13 protein-coding genes are annotated in these 15,436 nt (G+C 45.2%); 7 read left to right on the top strand and 6 right to left on the bottom strand.

Annotated features, from left to right (window positions below; translation table 11 throughout):
- Positions 1–211 precede the first annotated feature (211 nt).
- The 4 genes from NDI35_RS22615 to NDI35_RS22600 all read left to right on the top strand — a co-directional run bounded on the left by NDI35_RS22615 (position 212) and on the right by NDI35_RS22600 (position 4,271).
- Complete coding sequence (locus NDI35_RS22615; protein ID WP_445314686.1) at positions 212–1,468, top strand: ABC transporter substrate-binding protein; 1,257 nt, start codon at positions 212–214, stop codon at positions 1,466–1,468.
- Positions 1,469–1,618: 150 nt separating this feature from the next.
- Positions 1,619–2,569 (top strand): branched-chain amino acid ABC transporter permease, encoded by a 951-nt coding sequence (locus NDI35_RS22610; protein ID WP_445314685.1) that lies wholly within the window; start codon positions 1,619–1,621, stop codon positions 2,567–2,569.
- Positions 2,570–2,720: 151 nt separating this feature from the next.
- On the top strand, positions 2,721–3,290 hold the full coding sequence (locus NDI35_RS22605; protein ID WP_445314684.1) for a GNAT family N-acetyltransferase: 570 nt from the start codon (positions 2,721–2,723) through the stop codon (positions 3,288–3,290).
- Positions 3,291–3,335: 45 nt separating this feature from the next.
- Positions 3,336–4,271, top strand: coding sequence for a branched-chain amino acid ABC transporter permease (locus tag NDI35_RS22600; RefSeq protein ID WP_445314683.1), 936 nt, complete (start codon positions 3,336–3,338; stop codon positions 4,269–4,271).
- 118 nt (positions 4,272–4,389) lie between these two features.
- On the opposite strand, the gene NDI35_RS22595 is transcribed toward NDI35_RS22600, so the two are convergent.
- The 5 genes from NDI35_RS22595 to rppA form a co-directional block, all read right to left on the bottom strand.
- Entirely contained in the window at positions 4,390–6,261 is a 1,872-nt protein-coding gene (locus tag NDI35_RS22595) for a protein kinase domain-containing protein (RefSeq protein ID WP_445314682.1), read from the bottom strand.
- A 259-nt stretch (positions 6,262–6,520) separates the two neighbouring features.
- The gene (locus NDI35_RS22590; protein WP_445314681.1) at positions 6,521–7,480 is read right to left on the bottom strand and encodes an aldo/keto reductase; all 960 of its coding nucleotides are present in this window, start codon (positions 7,478–7,480) and stop codon (positions 6,521–6,523) included.
- 315 nt (positions 7,481–7,795) lie between these two features.
- Complete coding sequence (locus NDI35_RS22585) at positions 7,796–8,347, bottom strand: DUF3124 domain-containing protein (protein ID WP_445314680.1); 552 nt, start codon at positions 8,345–8,347, stop codon at positions 7,796–7,798.
- A 342-nt stretch (positions 8,348–8,689) separates the two neighbouring features.
- Positions 8,690–9,970 carry a sensor histidine kinase gene (locus NDI35_RS22580; RefSeq protein WP_445314679.1) on the bottom strand — a complete coding sequence of 427 codons (1,281 nt, stop codon included), beginning with the start codon at positions 9,968–9,970 and terminating at the stop codon, positions 8,690–8,692.
- Between the two features lie 18 nt (positions 9,971–9,988).
- Positions 9,989–10,666 (bottom strand): two-component system response regulator RppA, encoded by a 678-nt coding sequence (rppA, locus tag NDI35_RS22575; RefSeq protein WP_445314678.1) that lies wholly within the window; start codon positions 10,664–10,666, stop codon positions 9,989–9,991.
- Between the two features lie 157 nt (positions 10,667–10,823).
- On the opposite strand from rppA, the gene NDI35_RS22570 reads away from it, so the two are divergent.
- A complete protein-coding gene (locus tag NDI35_RS22570; RefSeq protein WP_445314677.1) occupies positions 10,824–11,201 on the top strand; it encodes a hypothetical protein in 378 nt (125 codons plus the stop codon).
- Positions 11,202–11,333: 132 nt separating this feature from the next.
- Here NDI35_RS22570 and NDI35_RS22565 read toward each other — a convergent pair whose 3' ends face one another.
- Positions 11,334–11,738 carry a BON domain-containing protein gene (locus NDI35_RS22565; RefSeq protein WP_445314676.1) on the bottom strand — a complete coding sequence of 135 codons (405 nt, stop codon included), beginning with the start codon at positions 11,736–11,738 and terminating at the stop codon, positions 11,334–11,336.
- Between the two features lie 345 nt (positions 11,739–12,083).
- Here NDI35_RS22565 and NDI35_RS22560 point away from each other — a divergent pair, with 345 nt between their 5' ends.
- Positions 12,084–14,798 carry a cation-translocating P-type ATPase gene (locus NDI35_RS22560; RefSeq protein ID WP_445314675.1) on the top strand — a complete coding sequence of 905 codons (2,715 nt, stop codon included), beginning with the start codon at positions 12,084–12,086 and terminating at the stop codon, positions 14,796–14,798.
- 81 nt (positions 14,799–14,879) lie between these two features.
- Entirely contained in the window at positions 14,880–15,407 is a 528-nt protein-coding gene (locus NDI35_RS22555) for a hypothetical protein (RefSeq protein WP_445314674.1), read from the top strand.
- Positions 15,408–15,436: the final 29 nt, after the last annotated feature.

The raw sequence follows: 15,436 nt of genomic DNA, 5'->3' as shown, positions 1-15,436 counted from the left end.
TGCGAAAATATTTTTGACTTTTTTTTTAACCTATACACACCAAGGGTTTCGGCTGTCGTTCACGGCTCCGACCTCCGCTGGCTGACTCCTCTTTTAACTATGGGGTCTTTTTTTTGGGAAAGATTGGACTTTTGAGGGGAGTATCTACCGCGCATGAGTAGAATATCTCTACGTGTAGATGTTCTATATATAGATGTTCGATCGCCCGCTTATGAAAAAACCTGCCGCTCGCCCTACTCCCTTGTTCGTTACCTGCGCTTTACTGCTGATCGCTTGCAGTCAGACCAACACTCCCCAGACATCAACTACAGTATCTCCAGGTACTTCGCCATCTCCGGCAACTTCGCCACAGGGTTCGGCTGCGGGGAACTCTACCGCTATTCCCATTGGGGTTGGGGTGGCGCAAACTAGCAATGTGGCTTTGCTCGGTCAGGAACAAGTGGCTGGGGCTAAAATTGCTGAGAAGTATTTCAACGATAAGGGCGGTGTGGATGGGACGCCGATTAGACTGGTGTTCCAAGATACGGGTGGAGATGAACAAGGGACGATCAATGCCTTCAATACTCTGATCAATCAGGATAAGGTGGTGGGTATTGTGGGCCCAACTCTCTCGCAGCAGGCTTTTAGTGCTGATCCGATCGCTGATCGAGCAAAAGTTCCCGTACTCGGACCCTCCAACACTGCTAAAGGCATTCCCCAGATTGGCGATTATGTGGCCAGAGTCTCCGCGCCTGTGGCCGTAGTAGCACCTAATGCGGTGAAAGCTGCACTGAAGCAAAATCCCAATATTAAGAAAGTAGCCGTGTTTTTTGCTCAGAATGATGCTTTTAGCAAATCTGAGACTGAAACTTTTCAGACAACGGTTAAAGATATGGGGCTAGAATTGGCGACAGTCCAAAAATTCTTGACTACTGATACAGATTTCCAATCTCAAGCTACTAACGCAATAAATGTTAACCCCGATTTGATAATTATTTCCGGGTTGGCCGCCGATGGAGGCAATTTAATTAAGCAATTGCGGGAGTTGGGATACAAAGGCGTTATCATTGGGGGCAACGGTCTGAATACTTCTAATGTATTTCCTGTTTGCAAGGCTCTTTGCGATGGGGTTTTGATTGCCCAAGCCTACAGCCCGGAATATGAAAATGAAGTTAATAAGGCTTTTCGCGATGCTTATCGCGCTCAATTCAAGAAAGAACCGCCTCAATTTAGCGCACAAGCTTTTACTGGCGTACAAGTTTTTGTTGAGTCATTAAAGACCATTAATGCTAAGTCTAAGGTTAGCGAAAAGCCGTTGGCAGACTTGCGTACAAATTTGAATCAGCAGTTGTTGGGTGGCAAGTACGATACGCCTTTGGGGGAAATTTCTTTTACGCCTGAAGGTGAGATTAATCAGAAAGAGTTTTATGTGGCACGGATTAAGATGGAGGCTGATGGCAATAGTGGTAAGTTTGAGTTTTTGAAATGAGGGAGAGGGAAGTTCCCTTACTGATTTTGTAACAGATGTAACGGATGTAACAGGTGTCAGGAAGACCAAAGAAGTAAGATGGAAGAGGGAAAATCGCGGACGTATTTGTTGTTGAATGATTTTGGTGTGATGCTCATTTCTTAACTGCTGATGGACTTAACTCTGTTTTTGCAACAATTTTTGAATGGTTTGTCGATCGGCAGCGTGTATGCTATTTTTGCCCTGGGATACACGCTGGTCTTTTCTATTTTGGGAATTATTAATTTTGCTCACGGTGCCGTATTTACTTTGGGTGCTTATTTCACTTATGCACTGATGGGAGGATCTTTCGGTTTTAATGGGTTGTGGGCTAACGCTCGAATTCCGGTGCAGTTGCCTTTTGCTGTGGCGTTAATTTTGGGAAGTGTCATGGCTGGTTTGGTAGGAGTAATAGTTGAAAGAGTTGCTTTTTTACCTTTGCGCCGACGACACTCAGATCCTCTGCTGACTGTGGTTTCTAGTTTGGGTGTAGCTGTTGCGATCGCAAATATTATCCAATATCTGGTGGGTGCAGAAATTTACACTTTTCCCGCTAACACTTACGGCTACTTGCCCGCTGCCATTAACTTTGGGACTGCGGATAAACCAATTCCGATTCGTACTGTTCAAATAGTAATTTTTGGGGTATCTGTAGCGATTGTAGCTGTCTTAACTTACTTAATAAATTTTACTAAATTTGGCAAAGCAATGCAGGCTGTGGCTGAAGATGCGACTACTTCTAGTTTATTGGGTATTGATACTGATAGATACATTCTGTTGACGTTTTTTGTGAGCAGTTTTCTGGCTGGTTTGGCGGGGAGTTTGGTGGGTTCTAGTGTGAGTATTGCTGGGCCGTACTTTGGTATTGCTTTTGGTTTGAAAGGTTTGGCGGTGATTGTGCTTGGTGGGTTGGGGAGTATTCCTGGGGCAGTTTTGGGTGGGTTTATAATTGGTTTGGTCGAGGCTTTTGTACCTGGAGATTTTTCGGCTTATAAGGATGCTGTTGCTTTTGCCATATTGTTTATTATGCTATTGGTTAGACCGCAGGGTTTGTTGGGACGGCGTTTGATTCAAAAGGTGTAGTATTATTTGCAAGACATTTAATAAGCCAGGGCGGTTTTAAGAATGGAAAACTGGTTTCCAGCAAAGACTATACCTAAACCAGCCCGTATAAACTCTTGTACAGTTTTATATACGTACCTAAAAAACTTATTCATACCTCAGAGGCAGTTTGATGAATTCGGAAGTTCCATTAATGGTCAGCGATCGCCTTTTTTTGCGATTAGCCAATCAAGACGATATTTGCGAAATCATTAAATTTTACAGAGACAATCAAAGGTTTTTTACTCCCTGGCATCGACATTGGGGGGAGGATTTTTTAACGAAAAGTTATTGGAAAAAACAAGTAGAGAAAGATTTCCAAGGCTTTAAGTCTGACAAATCTTTAAAGCTGTGGATTTTTGAGAAAGCTAATCCTGAGTATATTGTCGGTAACGTTAATTTTGATAATTTTGTACGAGGTGCCGGTCAGTTTTGCTTTTTGGGGTATAATCTGGCAGAAGCGCAACAAGGTAAAGGTTATATGACGGAAGCTGTGAGAGTGGCAATTCAATATGTTTTTGGAGAGTTAAATTTACATCGCATTATAGCAAATTATATGCCTCACAATCAGCGTAGCGGTAATCTACTTAAAAGACTGGGATTTGGGGTGGAAGGTTACTCTAGAGACTATTTGTTGATAAATGGTCGATGGGAAGACCATATTCAGACTAGCTTAATCAATCCAAATTGGAAACCAAGCTAACCCGATTTTCTTTAATAACTTCTAATCTAAAATATTTAAAATCAAATGGCTACATTTTTTACTACTTATGGGTTTCTGATTGTCTCGATGTTGCTGGGTGCAATGTTGGGAATGTCGCTATATTTGCCTTTAATGACTGGACAGTTGTCTCTGGCTAGCCCTGGTTTTTATGCTTTGGGTGGGTATATTGCGGCGATTTTTTCTACGACAGTGTTTCAAACGACGGGCGGTTTATTTCCGCTACCACTGCTGTTATTGGAGATGATAATTGCAGGGGCTGTTTCGGGGTTGCTGGGTATTTTAGTGGGAATTCCGGCGCTGCGGTTAAGTGGGATTTATTTGGCGATCGCAACTATTGCTTTTGTGGAAATTTTGCGGGTTTTATCGCTGAATCTGGACATCACTGGCGGGGCTGTGGGCATTTTTGGGATTCCGCAACCGTTTGCGACGCCGATCGAATATTTGTGGATTGTACTACCTTTATTGTTGGTAAGTATGGCGATTGTGTATCGGCTGGAACGGATTCGGGTGGGGCGCGCTTTTGCTGCAATCCGCGCTGATGAGTTGGCGGCTGATGCGATCGGCATTAACCCAACTTTTTATAAGGTTTTGGCTTTCACGTTAGGTGCTGTTTTAGCTGGGGTTGTGGGTGCAGTTAGTGCCCATTTTTTGAATACTTGGAACGCGCGTCAAGGGACTTTTGATGCTAGTATTATTTACTTGACTTCTGTGTTGATTGGTGGTAGCAGAACGTTTCTGGGAGCAGTTTTGGGTGGGATGGTGTTTACTGCCTTGCCGGAGGTTTTGAGGGGAATGGCGACTATTCAGGGATTGCCGATTTGGTTGGCGCAATTTCTGCGGGATGGACGTTTAATTATTTTTGGGTTGCTGATTGTTTTGGGGACGATATTTTTTCCGCAAGGTTTGGTGACGCCGGAGTTGTTGAAGAGTTGGAGGAAGGGCGATCGTACTTCTATTTAAAAGTCATAAATCAGCAGGGAGTTCTGGCCAATATCGCGCGCACTACAACATCTTTTACAATTTTTTTTCGTCAATAAGGACTTTAGTGCTTAATACCAACCACTTTGATTGTGGCTAATTAAAAAAACATGGTATTCTGCCAAATTTTAATAGTTTTATCACTGCTGCCGCTGGTCAAAAACTCTCCTTCCGGGCTAAAATTAACGGAATAAACAGAGTTAGTATGACCCGCAATATTACAAATTTCTTGACCGTCTTTCACTAGCCAAATCTTGATAGTTTGATTGCTGCTGCTAGCCAGAATCTCGCCATCGGGACTAAAAGCAATAGAATCAACATACCAGGAATGTCCTGTGATAGTTAAAACTTCTTGCCAATCTTTGACCCACCAAATTTTAATAGTATTATCGTGGCTGCCGCTAGCCAAAAACTCCCCATTTGGACTGAAAGCTATGCAGCGAACGGAGTCTGTATGACCTGTAAGTGTGCGAATTAACTTCCCATCTTTGATGCGCCAAATCTTGATTGTTCTGTCCCAACTGCAACTAGCAAGAGTTTCGCCATCTGGGCTAAAAGCAACAAAATAAACTAAATTAGTGTGACCCGCAAGCGTGCGAACTTCCTGCCCGTCTTGGACTCGCCAAATCTTGATTGTTTTGTCCCAACTGCTGCTAGCAATCAGAGTGCCATCGGGACTGAAAGCTGCGCTGTAAACTGAGTTAGTGTGACCGATCAGGGTGCGGATTTCTTGTCCATCTTTCATCCGCCAAAGTTTAACAGTTTTGTCGTGGCTGCTGCTGGCTAGCATCTGTCCGTCCGGGCTGAAAGCTACTGTATAAACCGAGTTAGCGTGTCCTGTGAGGGTGACAATTTCTTGCCCGTCTTCAACTCCCCACAGCTTGATTGTTTTGTCATCGCTGCCGCTGGCTACAACTTCTCCGTTGGGGCTGAAAGCCACAGAGTAAATTAAGTTTTTGTGACCTGTGAGGGTGTGAAGACATTGCCAGTTATAGGTTTGTTGTTGGGGTTCGGCGGGTGTTTTCCCTGGTTTAACTAACTTGGAACTTGTTTTAGGAATTGCTAGATCGATCGCAACTTGGGGATTAATTTCTTTTAAGACTTCAACAGCCGTTTGATAGCGACGGTTGGTAGCATTTTGAATCATTTTGTCTAAAATTTTCCCGAGTTGTTCACTCACCGGGTTATTGGCTAAATACTGCCGCCATATCCAGGCATCTTCACCAGGATCGAACAGGTCAAAAGGGGAAACTTGAGTTAGCAAATACAAGCAAGTTACGCCTAAACTGTACAAATCGCTGGTAAAAAATGCTTTGCCTCTAGCTTGTTCGGGGGCGATGTATTCGGGGCTGCCGATGCTGGTCCCTGTTTTGAGTAATGCTGTACCTGTGGCAATTTTTGCGGCGCCAAAGTCTACTAAAACTAATTGCTTGTCGGCGCGGCGGATGATGTTTCCGGGTTTGATATCTCGGTGAATAACGTTGTGGGAATGGATGAAGTGAAGGACGGGTAATAAGCTATTGAGTAAGTCTTGAATTTGATTTTCTGTAAATCTGCCTTCTGTTTCTACAATTTGTGCTAAATTTTGCCCGTCGATAAATTCTTGGACTACATATTGTCTGCTGTCTTGGATGGAATAGGCTAATAGTTCGGGAATTTGAGGGTGTTTGCCCAATTCGTCTAATCGCATTGCTTCTTGTTCAAAAAGTTCGGCTGCTTTTTTGCTATTGCGATTGCTTGCTGATGGGATGAGTTGAGTTTCTGGGAGTAAAAATTGTTTGATCACGCAGCGAGGTTTTGAGGGTTTGTCTTCGTCAACGGCGAGGAATGTTCTACCAAAACCGCCTTGTCCGATCGCCTTTATAGCCCGGTAGCGATCGCGCAGCAGCAGTTTTGAACGGCAATTCCTACAAATTTTGGCTGCGGGAGGGTTTTGTGGCTTGGAACAGTTGGGGTTTAGGCAGTAACTCATTCGATTTTAGATTTTAGATTTTAGATTTTGGATTTGGGAGTACGGATTTTAGATTTTAGATTTTGGATCTGGGATTACGGATTTTAGATTTTATGTTTTTGAATATTTGCACTAGGCAGTAAATATTATACCTCTTGCCCGACTCTATAAAATTTATAGGGCTTATTCTCAGAGGGGTTTTACGCGCTACTTATAGACGTAAGGTGCGCGGTTCGGCGCACCCTACATGTAGAGGTTTTGCTAGTCTGAATTAACCTTTTTAAAAATTCCACATAACGGGGTTATCGTCTAAATGATCGGTGACGGTGCGCCCGATCGCGTCAATTTCTTTTAATTCCTCTTCACTCAATTTTACCTCAGCAGCTTTAGCATTTTCGGCTGCTTGTTCCCCGTCGCGCGCGCCGACAATTGCATTTGTTTGTGGCTGGGAAATCAACCAAGCTAAAGCTAAGTTGCCCAAGCTTGTCTGGTGGCGATCGGCAATTGGCCTTAGTTGATTTAATGCTGTTTGCACTCGGTTGTAATTTTCTTTAATGAACAGCTTATTTTTGGCGCGGTGGTCCCCTTCTTCAAACTTGTGTTCTGGCCCGAATTTACCTGTTAATATTCCTTGAGCTAGAGATGAATAGGCAATGATTGAGATATGATTCTCCACACAATAGGACATAGCATCTTTTTCTACCCAGCGCCAAAACAGAGAATATGGCGGTTGCAAGCTGTCGATGCGTCCGTATTGGGCGGCTTCTTCTATTTGGGCGCGGGAGAAGTTGGAAACGCCGATCGCCCGAATTTTTCCCTGTTCTTTTAACTTGTTCAGGGCGTCCATTGTTTCTGCAATTGGCACTAACTCGGAATTCCAACTGCCAGCGGGCCAGTGGATTTGGTAAAGGTCGATATAATCGGTGTTGAGGTTTTTTAGCGATCGATCGCAGGCTTCGATTACCAACTCGGGTTTCAGGTGGTTGGCGAAAACTTTGCTAGCATAAACTACTTGCGATCGCACATCTGAAAGTGCTTGACCGATAATTTGTTCCGAATGCCCTTCTCCGTAGACCTCAGCCGTATCAAAGGTGGTAATACCTGCCTCAAAAGCGGCGCGCATTGCTTTGACAGTTTCAGCATCCTCAATTCCCACCCACATCCGCTTCCCAGCTTGCCAAGTCCCCATAATTATCGGGGTAATCTGAATTTGTGATGTCCCCAATTGTCGCTTTTGCATACCCTAAGTCCTCATTTATATTTTTAGTATTCACCTTCAAGCTCTCTAATCTTAACAGAAAAAAGTTGTGTAGTCATGCACAGTAATGATATCGTTTTCTTACGCAATAATTATAGTGATATACAAAGTTAAAAATAAAAAATGGGAGCATCTCACTTTCGCAGCAAAGCTCGAAATTGGAATTAGGACTCAGGATGCAGGAGCCAGGATAAAAGAGTCAGAAGGAAGAAGAAAGAAGTGTTTCTGCGAATATGACATACTCCCATTTTAATATTTTAAAACTACCTTGTAAAGCAAGAAGTTAATCCTCTAAAATCATTTTTGCATCTTGTGTTGCTTGAGAACTTTAGCGGGACTGATAAATGAAATACCCTGAGAAGAAGAGGTACTAATCATGACAGCTTCAATGACCGGATCGTAAACCGTTTTTTCTGCAACCCACTCCACAATAAAATTTGCACCTGAGCCTCCACTTGTATCATCTGCTGCAATGAAAAAGTCTGTGGAAGCAAGCGGCTTGAGTTCTACTGGACTCTTAATGTCCTGCCTAATCAATTTCCCATCACTATTGTAGTAACGCACCGAAGTGATAATAATCGAATTTGTCAGATCCGTATTGCGGATACTGAGGGTGGCTGACAAATTCATGACTTGATCCTGGCTATTGTAGTGATAAATATGTGAGTAAATAGGGACATATACGGTTTGTCCCATCACAACTTTTGTTTTATCTAACGGGACTGCTCTCAGTGAAATTTCACGTTTTATATCAGGTTGTTGTCTTTGTGAGGTAGTTTGGTCCCAACAAGAGCTCAGGACGATCGCTCCGATCGCCCAACCCACCCAGAAATCCTGTTTCAGCTTCATTGGCATTCATCCAAACACACCACATACATTGCAGTTACGTCTACAGCAGAGTGAACCGTCTCCTGTAGACTAAAACCGTAGTTAATCTGTCAATTTCTATGAGGAAAGCAAGTTTATCGGTTAAATGACCCGTTGAAAACTATATTTTTTAACGGGCCAACCCACAGGCAAGCTGGTCTTTGTCAACGATCGCAATGCTGTTAGCGAGTTTTAATAACTGTTGGGCTAACCCCAGCCGCATCCTTCCGGCTCCACCAATTAATATCTACAGGATTTATTGTCACCTCAAAAACAAACATTATAGAATTACATACTACAAGCATTTCTCTTCCTTGAGGCGGCTCAGTCATAAGGTTTGAGTGGCAGTTCAACCTGGAACGTTGAGCCTTTGCCCAATGCACTCGTCACCTGTATTTGTCCGCTGTGTGCCTTGACAATTTGTTGGACGATCGCTAACCCCAGCCCAAAGCCTCCGCTCTCCTGCGAGCGATCGGTGTCTACTCGATAGAAGCGATCGAAAATATAGGGTAAGTCCGCTTCTGGAATACCGATTCCCGTATCGATGATCTGAATGACAGCCCAATTGGAATGAAGAACTAGGCGTATCTTTACAGTTCCGCCAACGGGAGTATATTTACAGGCGTTGTAAAGCAAATTTTCGACTACTTGCCGTAGCAAATCAGGGTCAGCCAATAATTCAATCCGTTGTTCCGGTGATTCGCAGGTTAGTTTGATATTTTGGGCTTCTGCAAGTGCGAGAAACTGGGTTGCTAAATTGCTGAGGAGCTCGTTGAGATTGATTAACCTGAGCGATTCCGGCGCAAGTCGCCCCTGATGACGAGCCAACAGCAGTAAATTATTCACGAGCGCTCCCATTGATTTTGCGCTATCTACAATGTTTTCTAAGGGAGGATGGTAACGTGAATCATCAGCCGCGATAAGCAACCCAAGCTGGGCATTAGTGAGAATGGCAGACAGCGGCGATCGCAACTCGTGAGAGGCATCGGCTGTAAAGCGTTGAAGCTGTTGATAGGCTTGCCGAATCGGTTGCATGGCCAGCCCACTGAGAAACCAACCTGTGATGGCAATTAACCCCAGTGTCAGCGGGACAGCGAGAGTTAGCACAATCTGAAGCTCGGTGAGCCTGTTTTGAGTTTCTGTCAGGGGAGTTGCAACCTGAAGATAACCGAGTACCCCAGTTCTACCTTCAACGGGTAATGTCACCTGACGCAGCCAGATTCCTTTTCCCAAAAGTGGATCTGTCGATCGAACTGTGAGATAACCAAAGGGCGTATTTAACTGCTCTGATGAAGGAGTCCCAAAAAAACGAACTAACCGCCTTTGTGCGTTATACCAGCGTACATAAATCAGATCTTCTGCAAGGGGATGAGACCCACTGCCTAACAAGGAGACATGACTCAGATCGACCTGGCTCTGGTTTTTGCGAACTTCATAATGTACGCTGGCAGCCATGACTCTAGTCTTGTCATAGAGCAGTCGGTCAAGGGCTTCTAGTTTATCTTTTACCTCAATTTGGTAAATCACCCCTGCAAACAGCACGAGAATGCTTCCCATTGAGAGAGTGAACCAACGAGCCAGATTGCGACGACTTTGATTAAACATGACTTGCCTTCACGATCGTTACTTTTCAGGGGAAGTGAGGCGATAACCCATACCGTAAATGCTCTCAATCCAGTCTGTGGCACCTACAGCCTGCAAGCGTTGGCGGAGTTTGCGAATTAGAACCGCGATCGCATTGCTCTCTGGTTCAGTCCCCCATTCCCACACGCCTTGTTCAATCTGATTCCGAGTCAAAACTTGCCGGGGATGACGCATAAAATACTCCAACAACTGAAACTCTCGACTGGAGAGGGAAACGGTTGCACCTTGTCGCTCAACAGTCAGAGTATCGAGGTGGAGGTGTAGATCCTCAAGGCTGAGCGTATCTCCTTGCCAAAGGGGCGATCGCCGTCTTAATGCCCGCACTCGTGCCATGAATTCAACCAAATCGATCGGTTTCACCAGGTAATCATCTGCACCTGCGTCTAACCCGGTCACTTTTTCAGGCGTGGTATCTCTTGCCGTGATCATCAAAATCGGCGCTGTTTTCCCTGCTGCTCGATATTGACGACAGAGATTTACCCCACTGATATGTGGCAACATCCAGTCCAAAATCAACAAATCATATTCTTTTTCTGATAACAGCCACTGTGCCGTCTGTCCATCTTTTACCCCATCTACGCTATGTCCTGCTTGAGCCAGCACTGTTTGAAGTGGCATCAGTTGCTTTGGGTCATCCTCCACCAGCAAAACTCTCATATCTCGGCTCGTCTCCTTCGCAGCTTGCAGTTTTCAGAATTATTAGAGTTTGAGGTGATTCGCGCATCTTCTTTAAGCTAGATTTTAGGAGAGATCAAGTTCTATTAAAGTGCCAATAGATAGTATTAGCGTCAGAAGGGATGGGAAAGAATAGCGGATGATTAGACGTTGGCTAAAAGCATCAGGCGCAGAGTTTTGGTTGCCATTGCCGTTGGTGGCGATCGCCTTTTGGGTTAGCTCCAGTTTCCTAATGGCTCAAGAATTACAAAAACCCCTGATCGCAAATAATAAACTTCAGGCAGATACCCAGCTTAAAGCAACGGTGTCTGTCAATATATTGCTGATCAACGCGGTGATTAACCGAAAACAAGGAATAACCCAGGTTGCGGTAGAAACAGCAGAACCCATTTTGAAACGATTGGAATTAGAATTGCCAATGACTGACGCAACCCAGATAGAGACAGCGATCGCGCAAGAACTCCAGTTATCACGTCAAAATGTTCGCCAGTTAGTCCGTTACGAAATTGTTGAATAAGTTTATTGTTTCAATATTGCGATCGCATCCAGTCAAATAAGGTTGCCAAATCCATAGGTTTCCTCACTGCGATCGCGCAATTCCTCAAGCGGCAAGAAGCGCCAAATACTCTTGTCGCTTGAGGATTAAGAACTACTGAGTAACGATTTCGTTATTGATGGAAACATTCGCTGCAATTTGCCGAGCAATTTGTTCTGCCAATGCTTTTTGTTCTGCCGTTTGAACGCGCCCTGTTAACACAATCGAATTATCCCGATCGTCTGCGTCCAAATCGAATTGCTTGAGGCTGGCATCGGAGTCCAAGGCCTCTTCTACGCGATCGGCAATATCGTCAATGTCTTGATTCTGAGGCGTCTGTGCGGTCGTGGTTGCAGGCGCTGGAGTGGTTGGAACAGTCGTATTTCCAGTGGCAGTTGTGGGAGCAGAAGTAGATGGAACAGTTGTCTGTGAAGTATTGGGGGGGGTGCAAGCACCTAAACCCAAAACTGCAACTGTGCTGACGCTGATTCCTTGCACCAATAGCTTTAATAATTGCATATTCTTTGTTTGTTTTGTTTGTTGTGAAACGCAAGTTTGCCCATAAACCTCAGCATGAAGTTTTTGAGCGTTTCAAATTAACAAGTGAATGTACCTTAGTTCATCTATCAAAAGTAAGGCTTTTGACAACCCTATTAATAAAAGGCAACAATAAATCAAATTCAGTGAACTAAGGTTGGCAAGTCCATAAGTTATCTCAATCGATTCTCTGCCTAAGTATAGGGAGCAAATGTGATCCAAATGTGAGTAACAGAAATCAGTCGCTCACTTTTCCCTCACTTTCATCAATGACGCTAGAAATCAAGACGAAATAACAGAGAAGCAGTTGGCTTGACAAGAAACGTTATGACTGCAACCAATGTAGAAAAATTAGTAGAACACTCTTGGCATCACCTTTCTGTCGAGAAAGTAGCTCGGATTTTAGAGACTGACCTGGAAATAGGTCTATCTTCCGAGGTGTCAGCCCAACGGCGCGAGATCCTCGGCCCCAATCAACTAACGGCTCAGAAGCAGCAAAGTCCCTGGTTGCGATTTTTTCAGCAACTGAATCAGCCGCTAATCTACATTTTGTTAGCTGCTGGGATAGTGACAGCATTTCTGAAAGAGTGGATTGATTCAGGGGTAATTTTTGGGGTTGCTCTGACGAATGCCACCATTGGTTTCGTTCAAGAGTCAAAGGCAGAGAATGCGATCGCCGCTTTAGCAAAATCTGTTGCAACTGAGGCCACCATTCTCCGCAATGGTCAAAAGCAAGTGGTTTCATCCAGTGAACTGGTTCCTGGCGATCTCGTCTTGCTGTCTTCTGGGGATAAAGTGTCTGCGGATCTACGGCTGATCGAAGTCCGTGACTTACAGGTCGATGAGTCAGCGTTAACGGGAGAATCTGTCCCGGTTGAGAAGGAATCCCAGGCGCTAGAGGCAGACGCTGCACTGGCCGAGCGCACGAACATGGCGTATACCGGAAGCCTGGTAACGTTTGGACAGGGACGCGGACTCGTCGTCAGCATTGGTGACATGACCGAGACCGGACACATCTCCCAACTCATGCAGCAAAGTACCACACTGGAAACCCCACTTAGTCGCAAAATTGACAAATTTAGCAAAACCTTGCTCTATGTCATTTTAGGTTTGGCTGCCTTCACCTTTGCAGCAGGCATTGCCCAGAGATTTTCTTGGGTTGAGGTGTTCAAGGCATCTGTGGCGCTTGCCGTCAGCGCAATTCCGGAAGGCTTACCCGCGATTTTAACGGTGACACTGGCGATCGGGGTTTCCCAGATGGCAAAGCAGCACGCCATTATTCGCAAACTTCCGGCAATTGAGACGTTGGGTAGCACCACCGTGATTTGTTCCGACAAAACCGGAACCTTGACTGAGAATCAAATGACGGTTCAAGAGATCGATGCAGGAGGAAAGCGTTATCGGGTTAGCGGCGGAGGATATGCACCAGACGGGGAAATTTCTGTAAATGGAAATTCCGTTGATTTGACGAACGCACCTGCCTTATACGAATGCTTGCAAGCAGGACTCTTGTGCAACGATTCGCATCTAGAAGTGCAAGATGGAAACTGGACTGTAGTCGGTAGCCCAACGGAAGGGGCGCTGGTTGCGGTAGCCCAAAAAGCGGGGTTAATTACTGAGAAACTCGAGGAATCGCTTTCCCGGCTCGATACACTGCCGTTTGAATCTCAGTTTCAATACATGGCAACCTTACATGACGATCGTCCAGAACGGTTAATTTATGTCAAGGGTTCAATTGAGGCAATTCTCAAGCGGTGTCGCCAAATGCTCGATGAACAGGGAGAGGCGAGAACCCTCAACAGGGCGCCGATCGAGCAAACCGTGGACAGAATGGCGACAAAAGGGTTACGAGTTCTGGCACTTGCCAAGAAAGTTGTACCCGCTTCTCAATCTTCAATTGAGCATTCTGATATTGAGGAAGGGTTAACTTTTGTGGGTCTGCAAGGCATGATCGACCCGCCTCGCCCCGAAGCGATTCAAGCGATTCAAGCCTGTCGGTCTGCGGGAATTCAGGTCAAGATGATTACCGGCGACCATGCCAAAACAGCAGCAGCGATCGCGCAACAAATGGGACTAAATCAAACCCAAGAGGCTCCCGTTTTTACCGGTCAAGAACTCGCTCAAATGAATCCGCAGCAATTAGCCAATGCTGTTGAACAAAGCTGCGTGTTTGCTCGTGTAGCGCCAGAACAAAAGCTTCGCATTGTCGAAGCACTTCAGTCTAAGGGCGAGATTGTGGCGATGACTGGAGATGGAGTTAACGATGCTCCTGCCCTGAAGCAAGCTGACATTGGAGTAGCGATGGGTATTACAGGCACCGAAGTTACAAAAGAAGCAGCGGATATGCTGTTGACAGACGACAACTTTGCTTCGATCGAGAAAGCAGTTAAGGAAGGGCGCACGGTTTATAAGAATCTGCTACGGGCGATCGCCTTCATCCTGCCCGTGAATGGTGGAGAGTCCATGACCATCTTGATTGCCGTACTTCTGGCAACCCCACTACCCATTTTGCCAGTACAAATTCTCTGGCTGAATATGGTCAGTTCAGTTGCGTTGAGCTTACCGTTGGCATTTGAGCCGCCCTCTCCCAATGTCATGCAACAGCCGCCTCGACCTGCCAATGAACCGCTTCTGTCTCGCAGGCTGACCGCTCGGATTCTGACAGTTTCGGTATTTAACTGGATTGTGATCTTTGGGATGTTTGAATGGATCGTCCAAACCACAGGCAATGAAGCTCTAGCCCGGACGATGGCAATTCAAGCATTGGTTGCGGCCGAAGCTTTTTACCTATTAAGCATCAGTCGCTTCGTTCCGGCGATCGTCGCCAAACTACGCGGTAAAGATGAATCAGTTGGCTATGCTGTGGCGATCGGCATTGCGGCTATTTTCATTCTCCAATTCCTGTTTAGCCAATGGGGCATGATGAATCTGTTATTCAACACTGAAGCTTTGAGCACAATCCAAGGCTTAATTTGTATTGGATTCGGACTGCCAATGATTGCTTTGTCAGCTTTGCTAAAGCGTTTTGCACCTCTGAACTAAGTAGTTTTTGTGATGCGGTCATTCAAAGCGGCTTTACACACTATTTACCAATTTTGTAGCGTTGAATATTGAATATTTCTCATGAATTACCAAAACCTCAAACGTGCTAGCGGCCTATTTACTAATCATCAAAACGCAGAGCAGGCGCTAGTTGAGCTAAAAAGCAGGGGCTTCCCCATGCACAAGATTTCAGTGATTGCTAAACCTTCTGACAATGATGATCTGGACTCTCTGGGAGTGCAGCAAATTTTAATCACAAGAGCAGCAGGTGCACAAGTAGGCGCGATCTTAGGCAGCATAGGACTAGGTTCACTAGCGTTAATTGTTGGACTCAGCAGCCTGCTAATTCCCGGTATTGGTCAGGCATTAGCGGTGGAAAGCCTTTTAGCAACTTTCGTTGGAAGTGGGATTGCTGCAACTGGTGGCGGTCTATATGGCGCACTTCAAGGATGGTTGGTGCCAGAAGAACAAGCAAGAATTTACAACGGCAGATTTAACCAGGGAGATTATTTGATCGTCATGGAGGCAAGAGAAAATGAGATCGTGATTGCTGAACCTATCCTTAAACGTTGGGAGATTCTGACCTGGCGTGTCTATGATGCTACGTAAATTCAAGGTAAGAAATGACGATTACCTTC

The organism is Microcoleus vaginatus FACHB-2002, from assembly GCF_040004035.1.
GTDB lineage: Bacteria > Cyanobacteriota > Cyanobacteriia > Cyanobacteriales > Microcoleaceae > Microcoleus > Microcoleus vaginatus_C.
Note: the sequence above shows the minus strand (reverse complement) of the source record. Positions and strands in the feature narration are given on the sequence as shown.

What these genes read in the sequence shown, in the direction of transcription:
- NDI35_RS22615 (WP_445314686.1), top strand. Translation starts at nt 212, where the DNA reads ATGAAAAAACCTGCCGCTCGCCCTACTCCCTTGTTCGTTACCTGCGCT.
- NDI35_RS22610 (WP_445314685.1), top strand. Translation starts at nt 1,619, where the DNA reads ATGGACTTAACTCTGTTTTTGCAACAATTTTTGAATGGTTTGTCGATC.
- NDI35_RS22605 (WP_445314684.1), top strand. Translation starts at nt 2,721, where the DNA reads ATGAATTCGGAAGTTCCATTAATGGTCAGCGATCGCCTTTTTTTGCGA.
- NDI35_RS22600 (WP_445314683.1), top strand. Translation starts at nt 3,336, where the DNA reads ATGGCTACATTTTTTACTACTTATGGGTTTCTGATTGTCTCGATGTTG.
- NDI35_RS22595 (WP_445314682.1), bottom strand. Translation starts at nt 6,261, where the DNA reads ATGAGTTACTGCCTAAACCCCAACTGTTCCAAGCCACAAAACCCTCCC.
- NDI35_RS22590 (WP_445314681.1), bottom strand. Translation starts at nt 7,480, where the DNA reads ATGCAAAAGCGACAATTGGGGACATCACAAATTCAGATTACCCCGATA.
- NDI35_RS22585 (WP_445314680.1), bottom strand. Translation starts at nt 8,347, where the DNA reads ATGAAGCTGAAACAGGATTTCTGGGTGGGTTGGGCGATCGGAGCGATC.
- NDI35_RS22580 (WP_445314679.1), bottom strand. Translation starts at nt 9,970, where the DNA reads ATGTTTAATCAAAGTCGTCGCAATCTGGCTCGTTGGTTCACTCTCTCA.
- rppA (WP_445314678.1), bottom strand. Translation starts at nt 10,666, where the DNA reads ATGAGAGTTTTGCTGGTGGAGGATGACCCAAAGCAACTGATGCCACTT.
- NDI35_RS22570 (WP_445314677.1), top strand. Translation starts at nt 10,824, where the DNA reads ATGATTAGACGTTGGCTAAAAGCATCAGGCGCAGAGTTTTGGTTGCCA.
- NDI35_RS22565 (WP_445314676.1), bottom strand. Translation starts at nt 11,738, where the DNA reads ATGCAATTATTAAAGCTATTGGTGCAAGGAATCAGCGTCAGCACAGTT.
- NDI35_RS22560 (WP_445314675.1), top strand. Translation starts at nt 12,084, where the DNA reads ATGACTGCAACCAATGTAGAAAAATTAGTAGAACACTCTTGGCATCAC.
- NDI35_RS22555 (WP_445314674.1), top strand. Translation starts at nt 14,880, where the DNA reads ATGAATTACCAAAACCTCAAACGTGCTAGCGGCCTATTTACTAATCAT.